At 41.2% G+C, this 22,510-nt stretch carries 19 protein-coding genes and 1 other annotated feature; all 19 genes read left to right on the top strand.

Annotated elements, in window-relative coordinates; all coding sequences use genetic code 11:
- Nucleotides 1-309 precede the first annotated feature (309 nt).
- The 19 genes from NFR98_RS07570 to NFR98_RS07480 all read left to right on the top strand — a co-directional run bounded on the left by NFR98_RS07570 (nt 310) and on the right by NFR98_RS07480 (nt 22,299).
- Complete coding sequence (locus NFR98_RS07570) at nt 310-2,286, top strand: methyl-accepting chemotaxis protein (protein ID WP_061086983.1); 1,977 nt, start codon at nt 310-312, stop codon at nt 2,284-2,286.
- A 507-nt stretch (nt 2,287-2,793) separates the two neighbouring features.
- A complete protein-coding gene (locus NFR98_RS07565) occupies nt 2,794-5,205 on the top strand; it encodes a glycogen/starch/alpha-glucan phosphorylase (RefSeq protein WP_179234600.1) in 2,412 nt (803 codons plus the stop codon).
- A gap of 290 nt (nt 5,206-5,495) precedes the next feature.
- The gene (locus NFR98_RS07560; protein WP_251459895.1) at nt 5,496-6,596 is read left to right on the top strand and encodes an SDR family oxidoreductase; all 1,101 of its coding nucleotides are present in this window, start codon (nt 5,496-5,498) and stop codon (nt 6,594-6,596) included.
- 14 nt (nt 6,597-6,610) lie between these two features.
- Nucleotides 6,611-7,324 (top strand): aldehyde dehydrogenase family protein, encoded by a 714-nt coding sequence (locus tag NFR98_RS07555; protein WP_014097330.1) that lies wholly within the window; start codon nt 6,611-6,613, stop codon nt 7,322-7,324.
- A gap of 41 nt (nt 7,325-7,365) precedes the next feature.
- Nucleotides 7,366-7,605 (top strand) — a binding site (T-box leader).
- 212 nt (nt 7,606-7,817) lie between these two features.
- Complete coding sequence (locus NFR98_RS07550) at nt 7,818-10,097, top strand: sensor histidine kinase (protein ID WP_061086980.1); 2,280 nt, start codon at nt 7,818-7,820, stop codon at nt 10,095-10,097.
- 30 nt (nt 10,098-10,127) lie between these two features.
- Nucleotides 10,128-10,778: a response regulator transcription factor gene (locus NFR98_RS07545; protein WP_225620915.1), complete on the top strand. Its 651-nt coding sequence runs from the start codon at nt 10,128-10,130 to the stop codon at nt 10,776-10,778.
- Nucleotides 10,779-11,075: 297 nt separating this feature from the next.
- Nucleotides 11,076-11,771 carry an ABC transporter ATP-binding protein gene (locus NFR98_RS07540; protein ID WP_014097336.1) on the top strand — a complete coding sequence of 232 codons (696 nt, stop codon included), beginning with the start codon at nt 11,076-11,078 and terminating at the stop codon, nt 11,769-11,771.
- Nucleotides 11,768-12,124 (top strand): hypothetical protein, encoded by a 357-nt coding sequence (locus NFR98_RS07535; RefSeq protein ID WP_014097337.1) that lies wholly within the window; start codon nt 11,768-11,770, stop codon nt 12,122-12,124. The genes NFR98_RS07540 and NFR98_RS07535 overlap by 4 nt, the downstream gene beginning before the upstream one ends.
- Before the next feature lie 225 nt (nt 12,125-12,349).
- On the top strand, nt 12,350-14,323 hold the full coding sequence (locus tag NFR98_RS07530; protein ID WP_061086979.1) for a bacteriocin-associated integral membrane family protein: 1,974 nt from the start codon (nt 12,350-12,352) through the stop codon (nt 14,321-14,323).
- Between the two features lie 645 nt (nt 14,324-14,968).
- Entirely contained in the window at nt 14,969-15,541 is a 573-nt protein-coding gene (locus NFR98_RS07525; RefSeq protein ID WP_035190626.1) for a hypothetical protein, read from the top strand.
- A 53-nt stretch (nt 15,542-15,594) separates the two neighbouring features.
- Nucleotides 15,595-15,933 (top strand): uberolysin/carnocyclin family circular bacteriocin, encoded by a 339-nt coding sequence (locus tag NFR98_RS07520; protein ID WP_035190623.1) that lies wholly within the window; start codon nt 15,595-15,597, stop codon nt 15,931-15,933.
- A gap of 397 nt (nt 15,934-16,330) precedes the next feature.
- Nucleotides 16,331-17,647: a hypothetical protein gene (locus tag NFR98_RS07515; RefSeq protein ID WP_152598496.1), complete on the top strand. Its 1,317-nt coding sequence runs from the start codon at nt 16,331-16,333 to the stop codon at nt 17,645-17,647.
- A complete protein-coding gene (locus NFR98_RS07510) occupies nt 17,634-18,335 on the top strand; it encodes an ABC transporter ATP-binding protein (protein ID WP_014097343.1) in 702 nt (233 codons plus the stop codon). The genes NFR98_RS07515 and NFR98_RS07510 overlap by 14 nt, the downstream gene beginning before the upstream one ends.
- Nucleotides 18,328-18,852, top strand: a complete 525-nt coding sequence (locus tag NFR98_RS07505) for a stage II sporulation protein M (protein WP_035190618.1) — start codon at nt 18,328-18,330, stop codon at nt 18,850-18,852. Before NFR98_RS07510 ends, NFR98_RS07505 begins: the two co-directional genes overlap by 8 nt.
- Before the next feature lie 13 nt (nt 18,853-18,865).
- The gene (locus NFR98_RS07500) at nt 18,866-19,093 is read left to right on the top strand and encodes a DUF5970 family protein (RefSeq protein WP_014097345.1); all 228 of its coding nucleotides are present in this window, start codon (nt 18,866-18,868) and stop codon (nt 19,091-19,093) included.
- A 15-nt stretch (nt 19,094-19,108) separates the two neighbouring features.
- On the top strand, nt 19,109-19,306 hold the full coding sequence (locus tag NFR98_RS07495; protein ID WP_014097346.1) for a hypothetical protein: 198 nt from the start codon (nt 19,109-19,111) through the stop codon (nt 19,304-19,306).
- A gap of 72 nt (nt 19,307-19,378) precedes the next feature.
- Nucleotides 19,379-20,437, top strand: a complete 1,059-nt coding sequence (locus NFR98_RS07490) for an efflux RND transporter periplasmic adaptor subunit (RefSeq protein ID WP_014097347.1) — start codon at nt 19,379-19,381, stop codon at nt 20,435-20,437.
- Nucleotides 20,438-21,121, top strand: coding sequence for an ABC transporter ATP-binding protein (locus NFR98_RS07485; RefSeq protein ID WP_014097348.1), 684 nt, complete (start codon nt 20,438-20,440; stop codon nt 21,119-21,121).
- Nucleotides 21,118-22,299: an ABC transporter permease gene (locus tag NFR98_RS07480; protein ID WP_017551428.1), complete on the top strand. Its 1,182-nt coding sequence runs from the start codon at nt 21,118-21,120 to the stop codon at nt 22,297-22,299. The genes NFR98_RS07485 and NFR98_RS07480 overlap by 4 nt, the downstream gene beginning before the upstream one ends.
- Nucleotides 22,300-22,510 lie beyond the last annotated feature (211 nt).

Genomic DNA, 22,510 nt, shown 5'->3' with positions numbered 1-22,510 from the left:
GCCATTTTTACGACATAGAGCCAACAAAATTTCCAATTCACTTGTTTTTAACCCTTGACATCACACCGTAGGACTTTATTCCATTAAATCATATATTCGATATACCGTAAAAATTTCCTGCTTTTTCTGGTAATTCCTGCCATAAACTTTTCACATTTGCAAAAACCGCTATCCCTTCAGCCTGTAAGCCTTATCAATCATTTGCATATATTTTTCCGGGTATAAAGCCCTATGAAAAAGAGACTAAAAGGTACGATAAAAGAAATAGTGATAACCGCTATGAAAATGAACAAAAGGAGTTGCCCTGTCATGCGAAAGATGGTAGAGAAACATGTACGGTGGAACATGAAAGCGAAATTGATGGTTTCGATCCTCGCAATCCTGCTCGTTCCATCTGTACTGATCGGATATTTTTCAATCAAATCAGCAGGAAGTGAAGTCCAATCGCAAATGCTGAATGCCGCCACGGAAAATGTCAATCTGTTGCAGAATATCATCCATGATGCGATCCAGCCGCGCATGGACGATGTGGATTATTTTTCTAAAAAAATTTCGGCCGAAACGGAAAAAAAGCCGTCCGAAATCAAGACGATGTTCAGCCAATATGCAAATCTGCATAACAATGTCTTGAATGTTTACGTTGGGACAGCTTCCGGGAAAATGATGATCGAACCGAATGGCAACTTGCCTGCAGGTTATGATCCAAGGCAAAGGCCGTGGTATAAGGAAGCGATGGAACAGCCCGGAAAAGCGGTTGTGACGGCCCCGTACCAGGACGCGACCACGGGGGAAACGATTGTCACCATTGCCAAAACGACGCAAGACAGCTCCGGGGTGGTCGCAGTTGACCTGAAAATGAGCGCGGTCCAAAAAATGGCGAAAGAAATCAAAATCGGGAAAAACGGGTATGCGGTGCTTGTAGACCCGGCGCGCCGCATCGTCGTGATGCCGGGAAGAAAACCGGGGGCGTATGCAAAAGAAAAAGTGTATGATACCGTATTTAACCATGTTTCCGGACACACTTCCTATACGTATCAGGGGAAGGAAAAAGTGATGGTTTATACAACCGACAGCCTGACGGGTTGGAAAATTGCAGGGACAATGTATGCCGATGAGGTCGGCAAAGCTGTACAGCCGATCATTGACCGGATGATTCTTGTCATCGTCATTTTTCTCGTTCTCGGTACGGTATTAGCCTATTTTGTCATCCGTTCTGTGACACGGCCGATTAACCGCCTGAAAGAAGCAGCGTTAAAAATTTCCTCCGGGGACTTAACAGAGGAAATAGATATCCGGAAAAAAGATGAAGTCGGTGAACTGGCTGTAAGTTTTAAAAAAATGCAGGACAGCCTGCGCGATCTTCTCGACCAGGTTGATAAAAGCGCGGAGATGGTCGTTTCCTCTTCAGAAGAGCTGAAGGCAAACGCGGAAAATACAACACAAGCAAGCCATGAAATCAACTCCGCTGCTGCCCAGATTGCAAGCGGTGCAGAAACACAGACGAACGGCACGGAAAACAGCGCCCAGGCGATGAGTGAAATTGCAAAAGCAATGGAAAAAGTAACCGACAGCACGATGGCGATTTCCAGCTTGTCCAATGCCACGCTCGAACATGCGAAACAAGGCGGCGAGGCTGTCCGTGAGACGGTCGCGCAAATGAAGTCCATTGCCGGTTCTGTCGCGCAATCCAACGCAAAAATCCAGGCACTCTTTGAAAATTCGAAGCAAATCAGCCAGATTACAGAAGTGATAAAAGGCATTGCGGCTCAGACGAATTTGCTTGCTTTAAATGCAGCGATTGAAGCGGCAAGAGCGGGCGAGCACGGAAAAGGGTTTGCGGTCGTGGCAGACGAAATCCGGAAACTGGCCGACCAGTCGCAAAACTCAACAAAAGAAATTGAAAAGCTGATTACGCAAATCCAGCATGATACGGAAGATTCCGTCCGCGAGATGGAACAAGTGTCCAAAGATGTGGAAACCGGCGTGTCACGTTCCAAAGATTCGATCGGAAAATTTGACACGATCATGAACGGGATGAAAGAGATCACACCGCAAGTGGAAGAAATGGCGGCGATCTCGGAAGAAATTTCCGCCTCCGTCCAGGAAGTGACCTCGACTGCGAACGAACTTGCCCAAATTGCTGAAGAAAATGCGGCGGCAACCGAAGAAATGGCCGCTTCCATTGAAAGCCACCTTAAGTCGATGGATGACATCAGCGATTCGGCAAGAGCATTGTCCTATCTGTCGGAATACTTACAGGAGATTGTGAAGAAATATAAGTTTTAAAGAAGAAGCGCCCAAAGCAGAAATCCCGGCTTTGGGTGCTTTTTTGGTTGGCGCCTTTTATAGGTTTAGCCAAAAATGGGAATAGAGATCCAAAAATTTTTGGGAGTGAATTTTGCTCCTCCCCACGACACACCGTGACGGTTGGCACGCGAGAAACCGATGGAGCAGCGGCCACTTTGCAAAAGGGCTTTAGGACGCCGGCAAAAAGTTTTCGGTGACAATGGCTCCGGCGTCCATTAAAATAAAACTAGGAAGATGATGAACAAATTTTTTGAAAAAGGAAATTCCCTTATGGAGGAGAGAAAAGCATGCATACATATGTCAATTGGCCTGATGTGGTATTTCAGTTGGGCTGGCTCATTTTTCTCTGTGCCGCCGGATTTGCTATTTATAAAATCATAAAAATCAGGAAAATGAAGAATCAGCATTTGAAAAAATAGTCAGGAACGGCTCTGAGCCTCTCCGGAGAAAGGGTTACATTACGGGCAAAAAACGGGAGGAAATGGGATGGAACTCACAAAGGAACAATTTAAGGCCGATTTCGAAAGAATGCTGTCGGACTACTTCACAATGGATGTGGAAAAATCTGATTTGACAGAGCAGTATGTTACACTCGGAAAATTGATCGGTTCTTATGCAGCAAAAGAATGGCGGAACACGAATCAGCGCTACTTGGAAAAAGGGGAAAAACAAGTTTACTATTTTTCAATGGAATTTTTGCTTGGCAGGATGTTGAAAAGTAATTTGTTCAACCTCGGAATTCTCGATACGGTCCGGGCGGGGCTTAAAGAAATGGGGATGGACCTGGAAGCGTTGGAACAGGTGGAACTGGATGCCGGACTGGGAAACGGCGGTCTTGGCCGGCTGGCAGCTTGTTTCATCGATTCAATGGCGACACATGCGATCCCCGGGCACGGGAACGGCATCCGTTTTAAGTACGGGCTTTTCAGGCAAAAATTTGTCAACGGCTACCAGGTTGAACTGCCTGAAAACTGGCTGCGAAACGGCAATGTGTGGGAGACACGCCGGCTGAACAAGGCGGTAAATGTGCGGTTTTACGGCAACGTCCGGCTTGAGAAAGATGCATCGGGGCATTTTGTTCCCCATTATGAAAATGAGGAAATTGTACTTGCCGTGCCGTATGATACCCCGGTAATCGGTTACGGGGACAATACGGTCAACACTTTAAGATTATGGTCGGCGGAAATGCCGCTTGAGGATGCGAACACGGAGTACCATGCTTTTATTCAGCAGCAAAGCCGGATCGAAAGCATTTCGGAAGTGCTGTATCCTGACGATTCCAATTATGAAGGGCGTCTGTTACGTTTGAAACAGGAATATTTTTTCGTCTCAGCAGGCATTCAAAGCATTATCCGCACCTATAAAAAACGCGGCCTGCCGATGTCCAATCTCGCCGAAAAAGTCGCCATCCACATCAATGATACACACCCGGCATTATGTGTCCCTGAACTAATGCGTATTTTGATGGACGAGGAAGGCATGGACTGGGAACCGGCCTGGGACGTTACGGTAAAAGTGCTCAGCTATACCAACCATACCATTATGTCCGAAGCGCTCGAAAGTTGGCCGACAGATATGATGGCACAGCTTTTGCCGCGCATTTATCAAATTATTTGCGAGATTGACCGCCGCTATGCCGAGGACATGGCCCGTTTATATGACTGGGATATGATTGAGCGGACGAGGGTAATTTCGGGCGGGAGCGTGAAGATGGCGCACCTGGCAATCATTGGCAGCCATAGCATCAACGGGGTGGCAAAGCTCCATACGAATATTTTGAAAGAAAAAGTGCTTCGTGACTTCTATCACATTTTCCCGTCCAGATTTAATAATAAAACAAACGGCATTACTCACCGGCGCTGGCTGCTGCTTTCCAACGAACCGCTGCGCAGTTTTATTGACAGCAAAATCGGCAAGGAGTGGGCGACAAAGCCGACAGACCTGAAAATGCTGGAGCCTTTTCGCCGGGATGAAAGCGTCCTGCGGCAACTTGCGGAAATCAAACAAATCAATAAGCAGCGGCTGGCAGACTATATTAGGAAAAGGACAGGGCTCACCGTCCGGACAGATGCCATTTTTGATGTGCAGGTCAAACGTTTCCATGCTTATAAAAGGCAGCTTTTGAATCTTTTGCATATTTTAAGCTTGTATTTTAAATTAAAGGATGATCCGGGAGCAGATATTTACCCGCGCGTTTTCATCTTTGGCGGCAAAGCGGCACCGAGCTACACTTACGCCAAGGAAATCATTAAGTTGATAAACGCCGCAGCGGATCTCATTAACCATGACCCGGCAGTCAGGGATATGCTGAAGATCGTTTTTATCGAAAATTACGGTGTGTCGCTGGCCGAGCGGATCATCCCTGCGGCTGACGTCAGCGAACAGATTTCCCTCGCATCCAAAGAAGCCTCCGGGACGAGCAATATGAAATTTATGCTCAATGGTGCGGTCACATTGGCCACGCTGGACGGTGCAAATGTGGAAATCCGCGACCTCGTGGGGGAAGACAATATTATCCTTTTCGGGCTGACCGATCAGGAAGTTTTCCAATATTACCATGACCGGTCTTATCATTCCTATGATTATTATAAAAACAATCCGGTGCTGCACCGTGTGCTTGATGCGCTGATTGACGGCTCGATTCCCGGTGTGCAGGCGGAAGGGCGGGACATCTTTGATTCCCTCATTAAATATGGTGATGAGTTTTTTGTTTTAAGAGATTTCGAGGATTACGCGCTGGCGCAGAAAAAAGTGGACATGCTGTACCGCGATCCGCTCAAATGGCAGGAGATGGCATTGATCAATATCGCCAATGCCGGTGTATTTTCATCGGATTATACAGTGCTCAGATATGCAGCTGAAATTTGGAACGTAAATAGCAAAACAAGGCTTTTTTAGTGGATTGTCTCCCATCGCTGTAAGGTACGCGGGTACAGCCCGGTGAAGCGTACGGTGGCAAATAGAAAAGGCCGGCTTGCTGTATATTGCCAGGAATCCTCCCGCTAAAAGCAGCCGGCAAGGACCGGGCCGCTCACTTATGGGGGAACCGGGCATCCAGCAGCATAAGCCGTTTTCCGGACGGGAGAAAAAGGGGGTGAAATTTCGTCTGAATCTTTGCTTTTTTTGCAGGGAAATATGCCGGCTTGGCGAATATCATTCAATAGATTTCCGACAGGAGGGGGAGACGCGTGAAAAACATTTATTTTTTTACCGGTTTTCCTGGTTTTATCGCTTCGTCGCTGATCAGGCGGATGGCACAATTGGATTATCCGGCCGGGCACATTTATTTGCTTGTGCTTCCGGCGATGCGCCAAAAAGCAGAGGCGGAGATCAGGGAAATTTGCAAGGAAGCGGAAAACATTTCGGAGGAACAGTTCACCGTCATTGAAGGGGATATTACAAAAGAAGGGCTCTCGATTGAAGATGGGATGCGCTTCAAGCTGGCAGAAGAAGTAACCCATGTGTTCCACCTTGCCGCCATTTACGATCTTGCGGTGAAACGGGACATCGCCTGGCGGGTGAATGTAACGGGAACAGAGAACGTAAACCAGTGGGTAAAAACGCTTAAAGCCTTAAAACGGTATGTGTATTTCAGCACCGCCTACGTGTCGGGGAAAAGGGAAGGGCGCATTTACGAACATGAACTCGACATGGGGCAGACGTTTAAAAACCATTATGAGGAGACGAAATTTGAAGCGGAAAAGCGCGTCCGCGGCATCATGGGCGATGTGCCGGTTACGGTTATCCGCCCTGGGATTGTAAAAGGGCATTCAAAGACCGGCGAAACCATTAAATTTGACGGCATTTATTTTCTTTCGAATACGCTTACAAAATTTAAAATTTTTCCCGTGATTCCGTATTTCGGCGAGGGCACGGCGGAAGGAAATTTTGTCCCGGTCGATTACATTTTTGATGCCACCCTTTATCTTGCCCATGCACATGCCGAGACGGGAAAAACGTATCACCTTACCGACCCGCATTCGTACCGCATGCGCGAATTGTACAAAATGGTCATGGAAGCGTATCTCGGAAGAAAACCGCACGGGACCATCCCGCTATCGGTAATGGAATGGCTGTTTTCTATTAAGGCTTTCCGGAAATGGCTGAATGCGGAGCGGGAAGCCCTTGAATATTTTACATGCAAGGCAGAATATGACTGTAGCACGGCCCAAAAAGATTTGGAGGGGTCCGGGATTTCCTGCCCGGATTTCAAAGAGACATTGCCGGCAATGGTCCGTTTTTATGAGGCGCACAAAGATGACCGCGATAAGCAGCTGAAGATTGTTTAAAGAGAGGATTCCGTATGAATGCAGAGTCGATTCTGGCAAAACAGCAAGCTTTCTTTTATTCGGAGAAAACAAAGCCGTATGCATTCCGCATTAGGGCGCTTGAGGCGCTGAAAAAAGCTGTTATCCGGCATGAAAGGGCACTGTCGGGTGCGCTCCGGAAAGACTTGAACAAGTCGGCGTTTGATGCGTATGCAACAGAAATCGGCATTCTTCTGAGCGAGCTTTCATTTACATTGAAACATTTGAAAAGATGGATGAAACCGGAGCGGGCAAAAACGCCGCTCACCCATGCCGGTTCAAAAAGCATGATTATACCGGAACCGTACGGCACGGCGCTCATTATTTCGCCATGGAACTTTCCGCTGCAGCTCGCGCTTGTACCACTTGTTGGCGCAGTGGCCGCCGGAAACTGTGCAGTGATCAAGCCGTCGGAATACACGCCGCATACTTCAAAAGCTTTGAAAAAACTGGTGGAAGAAATATTCCCGGAAGATTTTATCGCCGTGATCGAAGGCGGGGTAGAAACGAGCCAGGCGCTTCTTGAACTGCCATTTGAGCCGTTCGGCGGCGTCGGGGCAAGCGGGATGGGCGCTTACCACGGAAAGGAAAGCTTTAATGCCTTCTCCCACCGGAAAAGTGTGTTACGACAAACAACCGTCTTCGACATCCCGTTCCGTTATCCAAATATGAAAAATGGGTTGACAAAAATAAAAAGATTTTTAAAATGAAGATTGACATTTTTTATTTTCAGCATTAAGATAATAATCAATCAATGGCAATGAAGAAGCGTAACCTTTGTGGATTCCGAAGAGAGCCGGTGGGTGGTGCGAACCGGTGATGACATGCAGGCGAATGGGCTTCCGAGCTTCCAAACCGAAACGATTCCGGAGTAGGCTTTGGCGAATGCCTTATCGTTACAAAAGGCAGGTATTACGGTTTTTCCCTGATACCGTCAAAGCCGGGCTGATCAAGCCAATAAAGGTGGCACCGCGGGTTCCCCGTCCTTTACGTGGATTGGGGTCCTCTTTATATTTTTTTTAAAAATGGGAGAGGGATTATACGTTTATTTACCAGTTGATGAAGCAACCACATCTGATTGAAGAAATTAAAGCGGGGACTTTTGATTACCCGGAATCTTTTACTGAAGAAAATAAATGTGCCGTATTGAATGCTATCAAAGGGGAGAACAGTCAAGATTATCGTTTATGGGCCTGATATAAAATGATTAGAATGCGCTTTCTTTTGCTAACTGGTTTATTTTTGTCGTTTATACTTGCTACGTATTTTGTGTTTGTTATTTTTAAGTATCCATACATAGGCATTATTGTCAAAAAGGCGGATCATCAAATCGTGGTGGACAGTGTAGATCCGTACGGGTGGGCTTCTGAACAGTCCATTTACAGGGGGGATGTTATCCGGCTTATTGACGGACGTTCTCCAACAAAAAAGCCATCCGTCCAACATAAGGAGATTATTAGTGACGCTAAGAAAATAACGATAGAACGCGGGAACCAGGATGTACAATATAAAATAGATAATCATCAGCCTGTTACTGGAATGATTTATTATTTTCTTGTTCCATCGGTTTTCTTTTTGGTTTGTTTTTCTTTAGGATGTTTTTTATTTAAATTTCTGGATAAAAACAAGTCAATTCCAGTCCTGATCCTTTTTTTAGCAGTAATCGCCCCCGTATTACTAAATATTAGTGCCAATTCCCGAATCTACAATTGGAGCAGGTATACAGTGGGGATATTTATGTGTATCAGTCTGGTATTGCTGCTACATTTTTTGCGAAATTATTATCATTCCTCATCACGACTGGTTTCAAACCATGTGCTTTCTTTTCTATATTTAGGCGCCGGACTTGTTTTGATAAACCGGGTAATCGCCGCCGATTATCCGCTTGAACTGTTTTTTGTGCCCGTTGTCTTTATCATTCTTATGATCTCTGTTTTTCGATTATATTATCAAACGAAAAACAGTGAGGTGAAAAAATCATTACAGGTGCTTTTTACGGGTATCTTCCTTGCCCTTATGCCATTTGTCACACTTTACGCACTTCCAATCGTCATTTTCAAGGATTCAATCATGCCATGGGAGTGGACAACACCTTTTCTTGTTTTTTTACCAATTACAACGGGCTATTTGGCGCTGACTTATAAAATGATTGATTTGTCCTTTATTATCAACCGGCTGCACTATTATTGCTTGATGAGCCTAATGATAATGTCCGTTATTTTAACGGGAACGCTCGCTTTTGATCCGGGTAAACTGTCGGGCAATATATTTAGGATTACACGCCTGGCTCTGTTCGTTTTTACTGTTATACTGTTGTTTTTATATATAAAAGATTATGTCGAATACCGGTTTAGAAAAATTATGTTTCCAAAACGGCAGGATTTTCAAATGAGCTTGAATCGTTTTTGGCAATGGATGAAGTCGGAGCATAAGCTGGCTAATTTAGCCTTTATTTTGAAACGGGAAATTGAAAACTTTCTGCCAGCTAAGGAAGTTACTTTAGTAAAGGTCGATCAGAATGGGAAAGCTATTTCTTTACTCGACAATACTAAAGTGAATGTGACACATCACTCGATGACGAATGAATGTACAGAACGTCTTCAGATGGATGTGCACGGGTTTAAAATCAACTTGTATCATGACAAAAGCGGCACGATCTTTTTATATGGGCGTTGGAAAATGCGAAGAAAGCTCAATCCCGATGAAAAGATTTGGCTTGAGACGCTTTTAAACTATGCACAGGTTGTGATTGAGAATCAGGACAAGGCTGAAGACCTTATCGCTTTATTAAGCTTGGAAAAAGACCGGGATTTGTTGCCGCATACAGTAAAAAAAGCAATTTTTAACATTTCAGAGCGCGAACGCAAGCAATTGTCGAGGGATCTACACGACACGATCATACAAGAGCTGCTGGCACTGGCGAGGGATGTCGATATCAAAAGGGCCGGTTGTGCTGATCCATTTGTTATTGACATGCTGTCCGAAATTCGGGAGGAAATTTTAAATAACATTAAAACATTGCGGGAAATTATACATCATTTACATCCGGAATTTATTCACAAAATGGGCTTGCCCCTTGCTCTGAATCAATTATGCCTTCAAGTACAAAAACAATCATCATTTGCTTTACATATGCATATCGATCAGCATTTTACAATTTTTGATCGTGAACTGGAAATCAACATGTATCGTATTGTCCAAGAGCTTTTAAACAACGCGATCAAGCATTCCCAAGCAGAGCATGTAAGCTTAATTTTGGCTGAAGAAAGCACGAGGTATATTCTTCTTTACGATGATGATGGGATTGGGATAGACAAAGATGTACTCAAACCCCAGCATCATTTCAGCACAATGGGATGGCCAGGTTTAAACGGGCGCGTAGCCATTACCGGCGGTCAATTAAACATAGACTCACTTAAAACAGGAAACGGTAGGAAAGGGCTTCATTTAGAAATTGTCTGGCCAATCAACCGAGGTTTATAAATAGCCAGTTTTACAAGGAGGAGTATAATGATGGCGTCCATACTTGTCATTGATGATCATCGTTTAGTGGCAAGCGGTACGAAGAGTTTGCTGCAAAACGCTGGATTTGAAGCGGAAGCCATTTTTTCTGCTGATTATTTAAAAGAAAAGATAGAGAGTGCGAATTATGATGTTTTTCTTATTGACTGGAGTTTTCCTGAAGTGAACGGTCTGGAAATATCAAAAAAAATAATCAAATTACAGCCGCAAGCTAAAATTATTATTTATACGGGTTTTGATTCAGAACTTGCTATTGTGTTGGATCAATTAATTGAAGAAGGCATTTCCGGGATTATCAGTAAAACGGCCTCAGTGAATACATTAATTAACGCTGTCCATGCCGTTATCAGTGGATATAGCATTTTTCCAAATACCCTTGTGAAAGAGTCTGTTTACACCCTCCGGTTGAAAAAGGAAACTGAAAATCTGTTTAGTGAAAGAGAAATAGAAATTATTGAGTGTTTAATTGACGGTGATACGAACAAGGAAATTGCTGCTAAACTTTACATCACTCAACGTTCTGTAGAGTATCAGCTGCGCTCCATTTATAAAAAATTGGGCATTCATTCCAGAGAACAAGTGGCGGATAGAGTAAAAGAAATGAGGATTATTTCGCCTGATTCATATAAAATTCATGGATAGAGCGGATTTGCAAAGAATTCCGCTTTTTTGGTATTAGCCACCAATGTTTGGGCAGCAGCTGTCCACTTTTTTTCGGTGTTACCACACAAAAATTTCGGTGATACCCCGCAAAGATTTCGGTCATGCCACACAAAAATTTCGGTGACAATGGCTCTTTTGTCAATTAAAATAAACGTGTCATTTTTTAGGCACTTTTTTGACAATTAAGGATCCCCTCAGTGCAAAGTAAATTAGGTCATTTGTACTGTGTGTTGGTGATGTCTTTTTTTATATCAAATTTGATTGGAGGATGAAAAGTTGATCGAAGCCAAGGACATCTCCGTTTCAATTGGAGGAGTACCCGTGCTGCATGCTGAGTCAGTACGTTGCAATTCCGGAACCATGACAGCTCTCGTTGGTCCCAGTGGGTGTGGGAAAACCACACTTCTGCACTGCCTTGGGTTGTTGCTCCCGGTGGATCAAGGCCAGATTTTATTTAATGGAAAAGATGTTACAAAGTACAATTCATCGGCACGACGCAAATTTTGGTGTGATCACGCAGCCTTCATACTTCAAGATTACGGAATCATGGATGAGGAGTCGATTGCTTTCAATGTAACCATGCATGCAAGTATGTTTGGTCGGCGTTTCAGGGGAAATCGCGAACGCTTGGCGAAGGTACTTGAGCAAACAGGTTTACAGGGCCGGGAAAAGGAGCTGGCCGGTCACCTAAGCGGAGGAGAAAAACAGCGATTAGCTTTAGCGCGTGCTGTTTACAAGGATGCGGAGCTTCTATTTGTTGATGAGCCTACTGCTTCTCTTGACGCAGTCAATCGGAAAAAAGTCTTCCATTTGTTGGTAAAATTTGCTCTGAGTGGTCGTACAGTGATTGTGTCAACGCACGATTCCGAGATGATTAACGCATGTGGTGCCAAATATGAAGTCGGTTCTAACAGTTCATTACATAATCCGTCTTCTACTGATTTAACTGGTAATATGGGAGAAACCTTATGAAGCCGGTTCATAAGAAAATTATTGGTGTGGTTGTCGGTTTGTTGCTAATAGTGGGAGCGCTTGCGTTACTGAACGGCTGGTTCTCAGGCTCAGAGGACACGCATCCGCCGTGCAATCAGCTGCCGACTGTGTCGAAGGTAGATGAGGCGATTGCTAGCCATCAAAAACTTACTAAGGAGATAAAATCAATAGGGGATGACATTACAGTTGAAGTGGGGAGGCCTTGCTCCAAAGACCAGAACCGGGGACTGGTCATGGTGAAATATGGTACAAAAACTGAGCGTAAAGCGATTGATGATCTTCTCAGCCGTCGAAACGGGTTCGGGGTCCCGGTATATCTGGTGAAGAACTAATGCCTATTTCCACCGTAGGATGACTTTTTACATTAGGAAACAGCATGGCAATAATTCATTTGTTTTTTTAAATATGTTGGCCGAATAACAGTGTGAAGGAAGGAAAGGAATAAATGAAAAAACATGATCTGCTAATCCTCGCTATTACACAGAGGCTCAACAATAATAATAAAAAACATTGGGAAACGGTGAGTCGAGTTTCTGACGTTCATGGAGGGTTTATCTGTGTATAAGCGTATTATCGTGGTGGTTGCGAGTGCCTTGTTTGCACTACTTGCGTTGCTCGCTGCAATTATCACAGGCCTATATGATCGAGACTTTCCACAAGCCATTCATACTGGGAGTAGGATTAGCCTAGACTTTAGCGAATCAAATATTTCCATTACTAAGGCATTTGACACGTTGGAGAAATTAGATCCACGCTGGGGTCTGGGACTAGTCAAGGTTGCACCGGATCTTGAGGGGGATGGCGATGCTCAGATTTTCGTGGCACTTAACAATGAGGGCTACCCCAAGGAATTTACTTGGTTTGGCGGCGAAGGTACAGGTAAGATCGTTGGGAAGGAGAGACTTGCCACTTCTTACCCTGATGGTTTATATTTAGTGACCGGAAAGGAAACCCACTTGAATGAGTTGGTGAACTCGTTAAAGCAATCAGGTGTTAAGGTGAGTCGTACGGATGCGTCAATTTTTCGCAGTCTAGAATTTGTGGTGCGGGAAAGGGGATTTGCTGCTGCTGTTGTTGCAGCTTTTGCGCTAATCGCCGCACTGGCGTTGTTTTGGTTGTCGTTGAGAGCACGCGGGCGAGCGCTCCGTGTTTTAGGTGGATGTCCAACCGTACAAATCCAAATGCAGGATCTATCAGGGTTCGGTGGTGCACTACTGCTTGCGGCGTTAGTCGTGGTGGTGGTTTCAGCAGGCTATGTAGGTATATTTCATGGCTGGATGTACGTAGGTGCCTTTCTCAAAGCTTTAGTAAGTCTACAAGTTGCAATCATCGGTGTATCCCTATTCGTAGCGTTTGTTATGTCGGCTTCTGCCTGGCCGAGCGCCACCATGCTTGCCACCAGACAACCAGCAGTAAAGAGCCTGCGTGTAGCGGCAATTGTGATTCAAATATTAACTTTTCTACTGGTGGTTGCTGCGGCCGGACCCGCATGGTCTACATACAAACACTCTTCAGCTATGGCAGCTGAAATGGCACAGTGGAAGCAATTGGCAGACCAAGTCGCCATTGTATTTGCAACAGATGTTGATGAAATGGACAGCTTGGAACCCCAAATTGGCAAATTAGTAAAAGAAGCTGAATCGCGTGATAAGGTTGCTCTATCTTATACTTTTACCAAAGAAATGGGGTTACCGGCTGATTCTGGAAAGTATTCAGCAGTCTCATTCGTGAACCAGCGTTGGCTCGACCTAGTGACTAAGGGTGCACCACAGTCAGCTGTTAAACCGGTACCTTATCGTAGTATTCCAAAGGGACTCATTCAAATGGTTCGTGAAGAGACTAAACTTCTATCAAGGCATGGTTTTTCTAGGGAATCATTCGGACAGCTTCAGTTTATGCAACCAGTAAAAGGGTTTCAGTTACCAGTGGCCCAAGGAGGTGGGGGCCAAAGTCTTCACTTTGCTGACGATGTCCTGGTCGTTGTTGTGCCATCGATTTATGATGCATTTAACGATTCTACACTAACCTCCATGGCTTCAACTAGTAACATTGTGTTTACCGGTGTGGCTGCTACACAGCAATTGTTAAAAAATCACGGCCTTGATGTGCGCGCGTTACGCGAACACGGCATTCATGGTGAACTTCATATTGCTTACATTGCTGAAGATGGGATTCTTCAAGCGCAGTTTGCAGCGAATGTTGTAAGGTTGCAGAGCTTTGCGCTGATTGCCTTGGTGGTTGCTTTCACTGTCGCAACAGTGATCAGTGCGTTGATTACCGCGATATTACGGGCGAAACATGACTTCCCGCTTCGGTTGGCGGGTCAATCTTGGGCACGGATTTTATGGAATCGTGTGGTCAAGGAATTGCTAATTGGTACCGGCCTTGCGGGCATTGTTGTCATGCTACAAAGGCCAGATGCGATGGAAGCCGTACTTGTGATAGCAGTATATGGATTGCTTGTCGTACCGTTAAGTCATCTTTTTGCTACGCGCTATTGTTTCAATGGTGTTATCAGACGTCGAATTTGATGGCAGTCTCAGACAATTTTATATGAAAAATGTTTAAATGGTCATTTTATTTAATGTGCAATCTGAACTGTTTTCTGTTATATAAACGAAGTTGGTTTCCAACTTTTCATTCTATGAAATATTTTTTGGATTGAGATTTTTGTGGGACTTCTTTCTTTTTAGGGAAATCGCTGGATTATTCTTTTTACTACTATTGTTTCTAGGGTAATAACCATTGTAGAACATAAGGAATAATAAAAGACATTTGAAATTAAAACAAAAATAAGGTACATGCCTGAGGCCAGCAGATAGAGTAAAAAAATGAGGATTATTTCGCTGATTCATATAAAAATCCATGGATAGAGCGGATTCGCACAGAATTCCGCTTTTTTGTATTAGCCATCAATGTTTGGGTAGCATCTGTCCACTTTTTTTCGGTGATACCACACAAATTTTTCGGTAATACCACACAAAGATTTCGGTGACAATGGCTCTAGGGCCTATTAAAATATGAGTATCAGATACATTGATTAGTGTATCTTTCTAAAGTTTTTAATGTCCTTAATAACTGATAAAAAATATCCTTGATTTTCTTATGGGTTGAGGAAAAAGGATTGAAGAATTCAACTATTAACAATATTAAACAATTAATGGAGAGATAAACAAATGAAAAAAGAAATAACATCATCAAATACTTATTGGATTTTTATTTCTTTATTTTTTATAGTAATATTTAATGCTTTTTTTCAATACTGTATTCATCAAAAAGCGCTAAATTTGTTTTGGTCTCAGGTTGATAAAGAAAATCATCTTGGCTCTTCAATTAATGTAATATTTTATGCTGTTCAAAGTTTTACGGTGCTTACGTCAATAGTTGGCATATTAATAGGAGCTTTAGTGGTTGCTTTTTTTGGATTCCTGTTTGGAATTAAAAAAAAGAAAAAAGATTATTTATTAGTTTATTCCCTAACTTCATTATTTCTTTCATTTAAACTTGTCATAGCAGGCATAGTAAATCTGTTTCATGCAAATACAAGCAAAATCTATATTGTTGGAAAGCAGAGTTTTCTTTCACAAATAGCGGATCCTTTTTTATGGTTAAGTACTGTTTTATTTTTCCTTTTAGGAGTTAATATTTTATCAAGCAACAGAAAAAAAGTATTTTATTTAACACTCATTTATTTGCTGATTAAATTTGTAAATATCGGTCTCTCTTATTTTCTAAATTATATAGTTTAATAATGGGGGGCTATTAAACTATATATATAAAAATTAAGATTGGAGTGAAATGTATGGTAAACAGCTTATCTAACAAAAAAAGGGTATTTCTGTTTGTGGTAATTGGGCTGGTACTCGCCACTCTGTCATCGGTTGCGTATATCAGCACACTACAAATCACTATTCATCAAACTGCAGTTTTGCCTGGCAATGCTTACTTAGCAAGCACTCTTGGCATTTCCACCGCCGCAGCAAAGAAGGCTATCGATATTATCGATACTGCTTCAACGATTGCATCAATTATTTCTTTAATTGGTGTTGTTACAGGCGCTGGAGCTATCTCTTACGCTGTTGTCGCTACTGCTAAAGCGATGATCAAAAAATACGGTAAAAAGTACGCGGCAGCTTGGTAATTAGCATTACCTGCCCCCCCTTTTTTAGTTTGAAGAAAGAGTTGACGAGTTTATGAAAAATAATAATTATAGTATACTGTATTATATTGTGAAATTTAATATGCTCTCAAAGACAAGAAAAAAATTAGACGATTGGAATCTGAATCATATTGGGGTTAAAAAGGCCTTTTATGCTTTATTATCCTTTATCTTTCTCACTTCATTACTAGTGTTTATTTTGTCGTTTTATATTAGTAAGAAATACATGCTCCCAAATACATATTTACAGTTACTGTTGGTATTCATTTTCATTGAACAAATCGCTTCGTCCCTAAGTTTTTTCAAAAACAATAGAGACTATTTTTTAAAAGATGAAAGAAAGTTAATCCATCAAAATAGAAGGATTAGGATTGTTCAGTTGAAATCTGTTTTAGTATATAAAACTATTGAAAAAGCAATGCTAACAAGTATTTTAATATTAATACCCGTTTTATTAGCTTTAAACCTAACCCAAAACTCAATTATCGGTATATTTGATTTGCTTCTCATAGTACTTATGTATTTCTTTGTTAACTTTTTCTTGTCGTTGTTATTCTCTTACATTCCATATATTTTATCAATTTTATGGTCAAGAGCATTAAAATCATCCATTATAAAAATAATTGCATTAATTATTAACCTATTGGTACCTGTGATTATTGGCTTCTTCGGATTTTATTTGCTGAATAAATTTAATATTGTACAGTCCCTGTATGAATTATCCCATACTAAAATATTTTATTATTTTAAAGTGGCAAACCCTTATCAAGTAATTTGTAAAAATAACATTTCCTCCGACTTAATCATTGTTTCAATTTTGGCGGTTTCATGTGTGCTTGTATATATAATATGGAGCAAAACTTTAGAGAGATTCGACTTAATAGAGTACACGAAATTAAATAATCGAGTTTACTCAAACACAATACCGCTAGCAAATAAAAAGAAAATATTTTATTGTATCTTACATAAAGATAGAGCTTTTCTATTAAGAATCGATGGTTTCTTTTTTAGAAATCTTGGCAACATGCTATTTTTGGTTATGTTTTTTCTTGGATTTGGTTTCCCTTTTATCTTAAGATACTTTAGTGGCTATCCTGTTCAAGCATCGATTATTTCCGCTTTTTTAATTTCTTCATTGTTCTATCAGCTTGTTGGAGATGCAATAAAAATGATTCTTTCCGTTGAATTAGATTTAAAAAATTACCATATTTTTTATTCTAATGTATTTAATTTATGGGAATTAGCAAAACCAAAATTAAGAAATTATAATCTTATTGTTTGGTTTCTAACGATTTTTCTAACTTTTATTTCTTTTTTCTGGCAACCTTATTTCATTCTGCTTCATTTTGTATTTTTTATTATATTTTTGTGTAACGGTTATTTATATAGCCTTATTCAAACAAGTAGTGTTTTACTGTATCCAAAAAAGAACTGGGAGCATTTCTATGAAATCGGGGAATCAAGTAAAGCAAAAACATTTCAACATATCTACGAAGGATGTATCTTTGTCATTATATTACAAATGATAAGTCTCGTCAGTTTCCTGTTAATGAAATTCAGTACTTTTTCTTCAATTATACTTTTAAGCCTTGGGACAGTTATGATTGTTTTTACTTTACTTAATTATTTATTCTCTATGTTATATCTAAAAAAGATTAACATGAATGAGAGGTACATTTTGAATGATAGAGATTAAAAATATTAAAAAACGATTCGATAAAAAAATTGTTCTGAGGGGGCTTTCTCTGGAAATTAAAGACGGCGATTTTTTTGGAATATTAGGGACAAACGGTGTAGGGAAAACAACTTTGTTAAAAATTATTGCAGGGATGATGGTTCCTGATAGTGGGGAAGTCACCATAAATGGAGAAAAACAAGACATTAAAAATTATGCATTGCAAAATCTTATAGGATTTGTACCGGATCACGCTATTTTATACGAATATCTTACGGGAGAAGAGTATCTGTATTTTGTTGGCGGAATGTTTAATGTGCCAAAAAAGAAAATTGTCGAATTTGCCGCGAATATCCTTAATGATTTTGAATTGTATAATGAGAAAGATCAATTAATAAAAACGTATTCTCATGGAATGAAGCAAAAGATTTCGATAGCGGCTGCTCTAATACATGAGCCTCAAATTTTAATATTAGATGAACCGCTTACGGGAATAGATTTAAAATCAAGTAAGGTTATAAGGAAATTTCTAAAAGATTACACGGATAAAGGAAAAACAGTGCTCATAACAACTCACTTATTAGAATTAGCTCATTCTGTTTGCAACCAAATAGCAATCATCCATGAAGGCAAACTTGCCAGAAAAATAACCGTGCAAGATTATAGCTTGGATAAATTAGAGGAGGAAGTAGAAAACATATATGTATAAAGTTCCCTCTATTTTAAGAAACAATTGGATTTTGTTGACGATTACAACAGCAATCTATGTTTCGGGTTTTGTATACGGTATCACATCCGCTGATCCAGTTAATAAAAGCGGAAGTTTAAATACAACATCTAGTCTGATACATCTAATTGACAATAATTTATTAGCGTGCGGTCTGATCATTTCCGGTTTTTTTACGTTTGGTTTAACTACAATTTTATATTTATTTACAAATGGATTAATCCTTGGCGAATCCATTATGAATAATCTGGACTTTGGTGTATTAAAAATTGTTTTATTGATTTTACCACATGGAATATTCGAAATTCCTGCTTTAATTGTAAGTGGAGTAATTGGTTTTAAAGGTATTACTCTAATTCCTCAATTGTTCCACAAGAAAAATATCAGCAACTTTATCAAAGATTATTTTACAAATATACTGCTATTACTAATTGTGGTAATGCTATTTATTATGATCAGCGGTTTAATAGAAACCTATTTGACACCATTATTCAAATAGAAAGGATAGGAAAATGAAAAAAATAGGTGAAATCTTATATTTGATTGGAATTCCGCTTGTTTTAGCTTTCGGATTGATTATATCCCATTATTATCCATTTTTATTGCCAGTAAGTACTTTCGGGTTATTTGGTTTATATATGTTTTTGTTTAGCCCATTTAAAAAGATTTTTGCACGAATACTATTTATCACAGTATTTATTGTAAACTTAATCGGCAGTGTTCTTTTATATTTTGCCTGAAAGGAGATGGGATAGTTGGTTAACAAGTATGCAATTTTTATAGTTGCACTTATATTTTTTATTCTAGCAGTTACAGTCAAGCCGGTTTTTGAACTTATAGGTTGGAATCTTCCGGATAGAACATTAAATATGGTGGCAGTTATTTTTGGCCTCCTCGCACTTTGCATATCGTTAATAACAGCCGTCATTGCCGTTATCGATTTTAAAAAGTAGATTTCCATAGTTGCGTTTTAAGCCACATTTATTAACAAGAAATAAAAACATATTTATGAACGAGGTTTTATCATGAATGAAGAGACAGCTAACGGGAAGAAAAATCTCATTATTGCTTTGATTATTATTGCCGCCCTTTTTGGAGTGCTGTGCTTGGTAATTGTTTTAAGGACGCATGCAAGTTTAAAAAGCGAACCCCATTACCAGCAATATGTGGTCAAATATACTCCGGCGTTAGTTGAAACAGGGAAGGTTTCAGCAAAGCAGACACAGAATTTGCAAATACCGGATGGTACAGTACAAAAAGTAAATGTACGGAACGGTGATGAAGTGAAAAAAGGGGATGTTCTCTTAACAACCCATAATAACGAAATCATAGAGAAGATTACTGACGTGAAACAGAGTATTTTAAAAATGCAGCGCGACTTAGCGGTTCAAAAACAAAACATTGCTTATCTTAAAAAGAAATTATCAGCAGTACACCAAGAAGAGAATAAAGAGGAGCTGAATCTTGAAATTGCAAGAGATCAGAATACCTATCGAGATACAGAAGCTGGTTTGCAAAATCAACAGGATCAATTAAATCAGCTGGAGAATAGAGTGGAGGGCAGGTTAAAAGCACCGTTTGATGGTGTGGTGAGTATTTCCACTAATAATAGCGGCCAATCGCAATACAGCATCAGCTCGGATGCTTTAGAGGTCCAGTCGAGTGTTTCCGAATATGACTATGACAAGTTGCGTGTAGGGAGTAAAGTGGTTATTAAGGCCTTGGCAAACGGGAAGAGGCAGACCACAACCATTCAGTTTATTTCCAAAATACCCTCAAAAACCGCTACTAAGAAAGGCTTTTCAATGTATGACTTCACGGTCGATGTGGATCGCCGCTTTATGGCAGGCCAAAGCGTGCAAATCACAATACCACAAAAGCAAATAAAGCTTCCGAGCAAAGCCATTATCAAAAAGAATGGTCAAACGGCCGTTTATTTAGTCGTAAATGGAAAAGCACGTTTTCGCACTGTGGCGGTAGAGAAACAGAACGGTTTCTACACCCTCAAAAGCGGATTGCACCCCGGCGATCGTATTGTGGCTGATCCGGACAAACGACTAAAAGATGGAGCGAAGGTGAACTGATTGATTCGATTAGAACGGCTCAACAAGTATTATCAACAAGGAGATGAAAAAATTCATGTGCTGAAGGATATTTCTTTGGAAATTAATCAAGGAGAGTTCGTGGCAATTATGGGGCCGTCGGGTTCGGGCAAATCAACGCTCATTAATATCATTGGCTTTCTTGATAATCAATTTGAGGGTGAATACTTGTTTAAGAGGAATTCGGTAATTGGCAAGTCATCAAAAGACTATGCAAAGTTGCGAAATCAAAACGTGGGCTTCGTTTTCCAAAATTTTAAACTGATTGCGAATTTAACGGTTGCTGAGAATGTTGGTTTACCGTTGCTTTATGCCGGATACCGCCGAAAGGACATCGGCGAACGAGTGAATAATGTATTGCAAAGTGTGCATTTAAAAGGAATTGCTAAAAAGTTGCCGTCCCAGCTGTCGGGCGGCCAGCAACAGCGTGTTGCCATTGCCCGCGCCCTTATATCCAAGCCGAGTTTCTTACTGGCCGATGAGCCCACTGGCGCACTTGACAGGCATACTTCGCAAGAGATTTTAAAACTGTTCCTTGACTTAAATCAAAAATTACGATCCACCATTATTATGGTTACGCACGATTACCAAGTTGCCAGCCAGAGCCAACGTATGATTCAAATTATGGATGGCCGGATTGAAAGCGATAGGAGCGTCAGCAAATGAGGGCAGCCGAACTGTTTTTTACTGCAATACGTTCGCTTTTGGCGAATCGAAGGCGAAGTATTTTAACAATGTTGGGCATCGTTATCGGCATTGCCTCGGTGATTACGATTATTTCCTTAGGTAAAGGCGTTGAGAAAGCAACTCTTAAAAATTTACAGGCGTCCAATTCGGGCAAGCAGTCAACTGTCGTGGAGTATTATGCTGACGATTTGAACGCGGCCGAATCTGGTTTTAATGAGTCGGATCTATCGTTATTAAATTCCGCCGGGGCAAGCTTCGGACTGGCAGAGGCTCATATTATTAACGATGACAATGGGACAGTCGATGTCCAGGCTTCGCTAAATGGTAGCGAACAAAACGTAACAGTAAAGCTTCTTAAACGTTCTTCTTCGGAACAAGAGATTTCTGCTGGCCATAATATCTCTCAAAATAATATCACATTCGCTGATCCTGTTGCTTTAATTTCAAAAAAATTGGCGGCTTCTATTTATATTCAACCCAATCGTGCCTTAGATACGGCTGTCATCGTGAATGGGATTAGCTACCATGTTATCGGAGTCTTTGAAAATGCCGATGATTTTCATGATATAATGATTCCCAAAAAGGTTTATAAGAAAAGTAATATCAGCAACGTGGGAAATAAATTAAAACTGGTCTTCAATCGCGGGGAAAACGTCAGTAAACAAACAAAAAAAATCGTCAGCCTGCTCAACAAGCAGGGCAGCCATCATTTGCAGGGGAGCTATGAGCATATAGAAATGGGGCAAATCTTGAAAGGCATTGGATCAGTCATTAACAGTTTAACCTACTTCATTAGCGCAATTGCCGGGATTTCGCTGTTTATTGCTGGGATTGGGGTAATGAACATGATGTATATTTCTGTCTCTGAACGTACCCGGGAAATTGGCATTCGTCTCGCTATCGGCGCAACCCCAAAGAATATCCTATTCCAGTTCCTTTTGGAAGCGGTGTTGTTGACGGGAATAGGCGGCTTGATTGGTTTTGGGATAGGTGGTGGACTCGCGTGGCTCATTTCGCTCTTCTTACCTTTCCGTGCCGTGATCGGTGTAGGAAGCTTTTTACTCGCTTTTTGCGTCTCTACCTTTGTCGGCATTCTATTTGGCATATTGCCGGCTAAAAATGCAGCCAATAAGAACTTGATCGATATTTTGCGTTAGGATGTTGATTGGAAGAATACAGTGGTCTAAACAATGATGAATGTGCAAAGTAAAATGTCCTAACCGGACCCCTTCTTCGAACGAAGTGGCCATGCGTGCCCTTTCGCGTATTTTTTCCCGGGTAGGCCAAGTCACTTTTTCACAAGGAAGACAAGGTTTGTCCGCCAAATGTTACTTGGAAAAATGGGCTGAAAAAAATAAAAAAATTTTT

This window comes from Weizmannia agrestimuris (assembly GCF_943193165.1).
GTDB classification, from domain to species: Bacteria; Bacillota; Bacilli; order Bacillales; family Bacillaceae_C; genus Weizmannia; species Weizmannia faecalis.
The sequence above is the reverse complement of the archived record's forward strand: the minus strand, read 5'-3'. Positions and strand labels throughout refer to the sequence as shown.

Coding starts and splice junctions, on each gene's coding strand:
- NFR98_RS07570 (WP_061086983.1), top strand. CDS start 310: ATGCGAAAGATGGTAGAGAAACATGTACGGTGGAACATGAAAGCGAAA.
- NFR98_RS07565 (WP_179234600.1), top strand. CDS start 2,794: ATGGAACTCACAAAGGAACAATTTAAGGCCGATTTCGAAAGAATGCTG.
- NFR98_RS07555 (WP_014097330.1), top strand. CDS start 6,611: ATGAATGCAGAGTCGATTCTGGCAAAACAGCAAGCTTTCTTTTATTCG.
- NFR98_RS07550 (WP_061086980.1), top strand. CDS start 7,818: ATGATTAGAATGCGCTTTCTTTTGCTAACTGGTTTATTTTTGTCGTTT.
- NFR98_RS07545 (WP_225620915.1), top strand. CDS start 10,128: ATGGCGTCCATACTTGTCATTGATGATCATCGTTTAGTGGCAAGCGGT.
- NFR98_RS07535 (WP_014097337.1), top strand. CDS start 11,768: ATGAAGCCGGTTCATAAGAAAATTATTGGTGTGGTTGTCGGTTTGTTG.
- NFR98_RS07525 (WP_035190626.1), top strand. CDS start 14,969: ATGAAAAAAGAAATAACATCATCAAATACTTATTGGATTTTTATTTCT.
- NFR98_RS07520 (WP_035190623.1), top strand. CDS start 15,595: ATGGTAAACAGCTTATCTAACAAAAAAAGGGTATTTCTGTTTGTGGTA.
- NFR98_RS07510 (WP_014097343.1), top strand. CDS start 17,634: ATGATAGAGATTAAAAATATTAAAAAACGATTCGATAAAAAAATTGTT.
- NFR98_RS07505 (WP_035190618.1), top strand. CDS start 18,328: ATGTATAAAGTTCCCTCTATTTTAAGAAACAATTGGATTTTGTTGACG.
- NFR98_RS07500 (WP_014097345.1), top strand. CDS start 18,866: ATGAAAAAAATAGGTGAAATCTTATATTTGATTGGAATTCCGCTTGTT.
- NFR98_RS07490 (WP_014097347.1), top strand. CDS start 19,379: ATGAATGAAGAGACAGCTAACGGGAAGAAAAATCTCATTATTGCTTTG.
- NFR98_RS07480 (WP_017551428.1), top strand. CDS start 21,118: ATGAGGGCAGCCGAACTGTTTTTTACTGCAATACGTTCGCTTTTGGCG.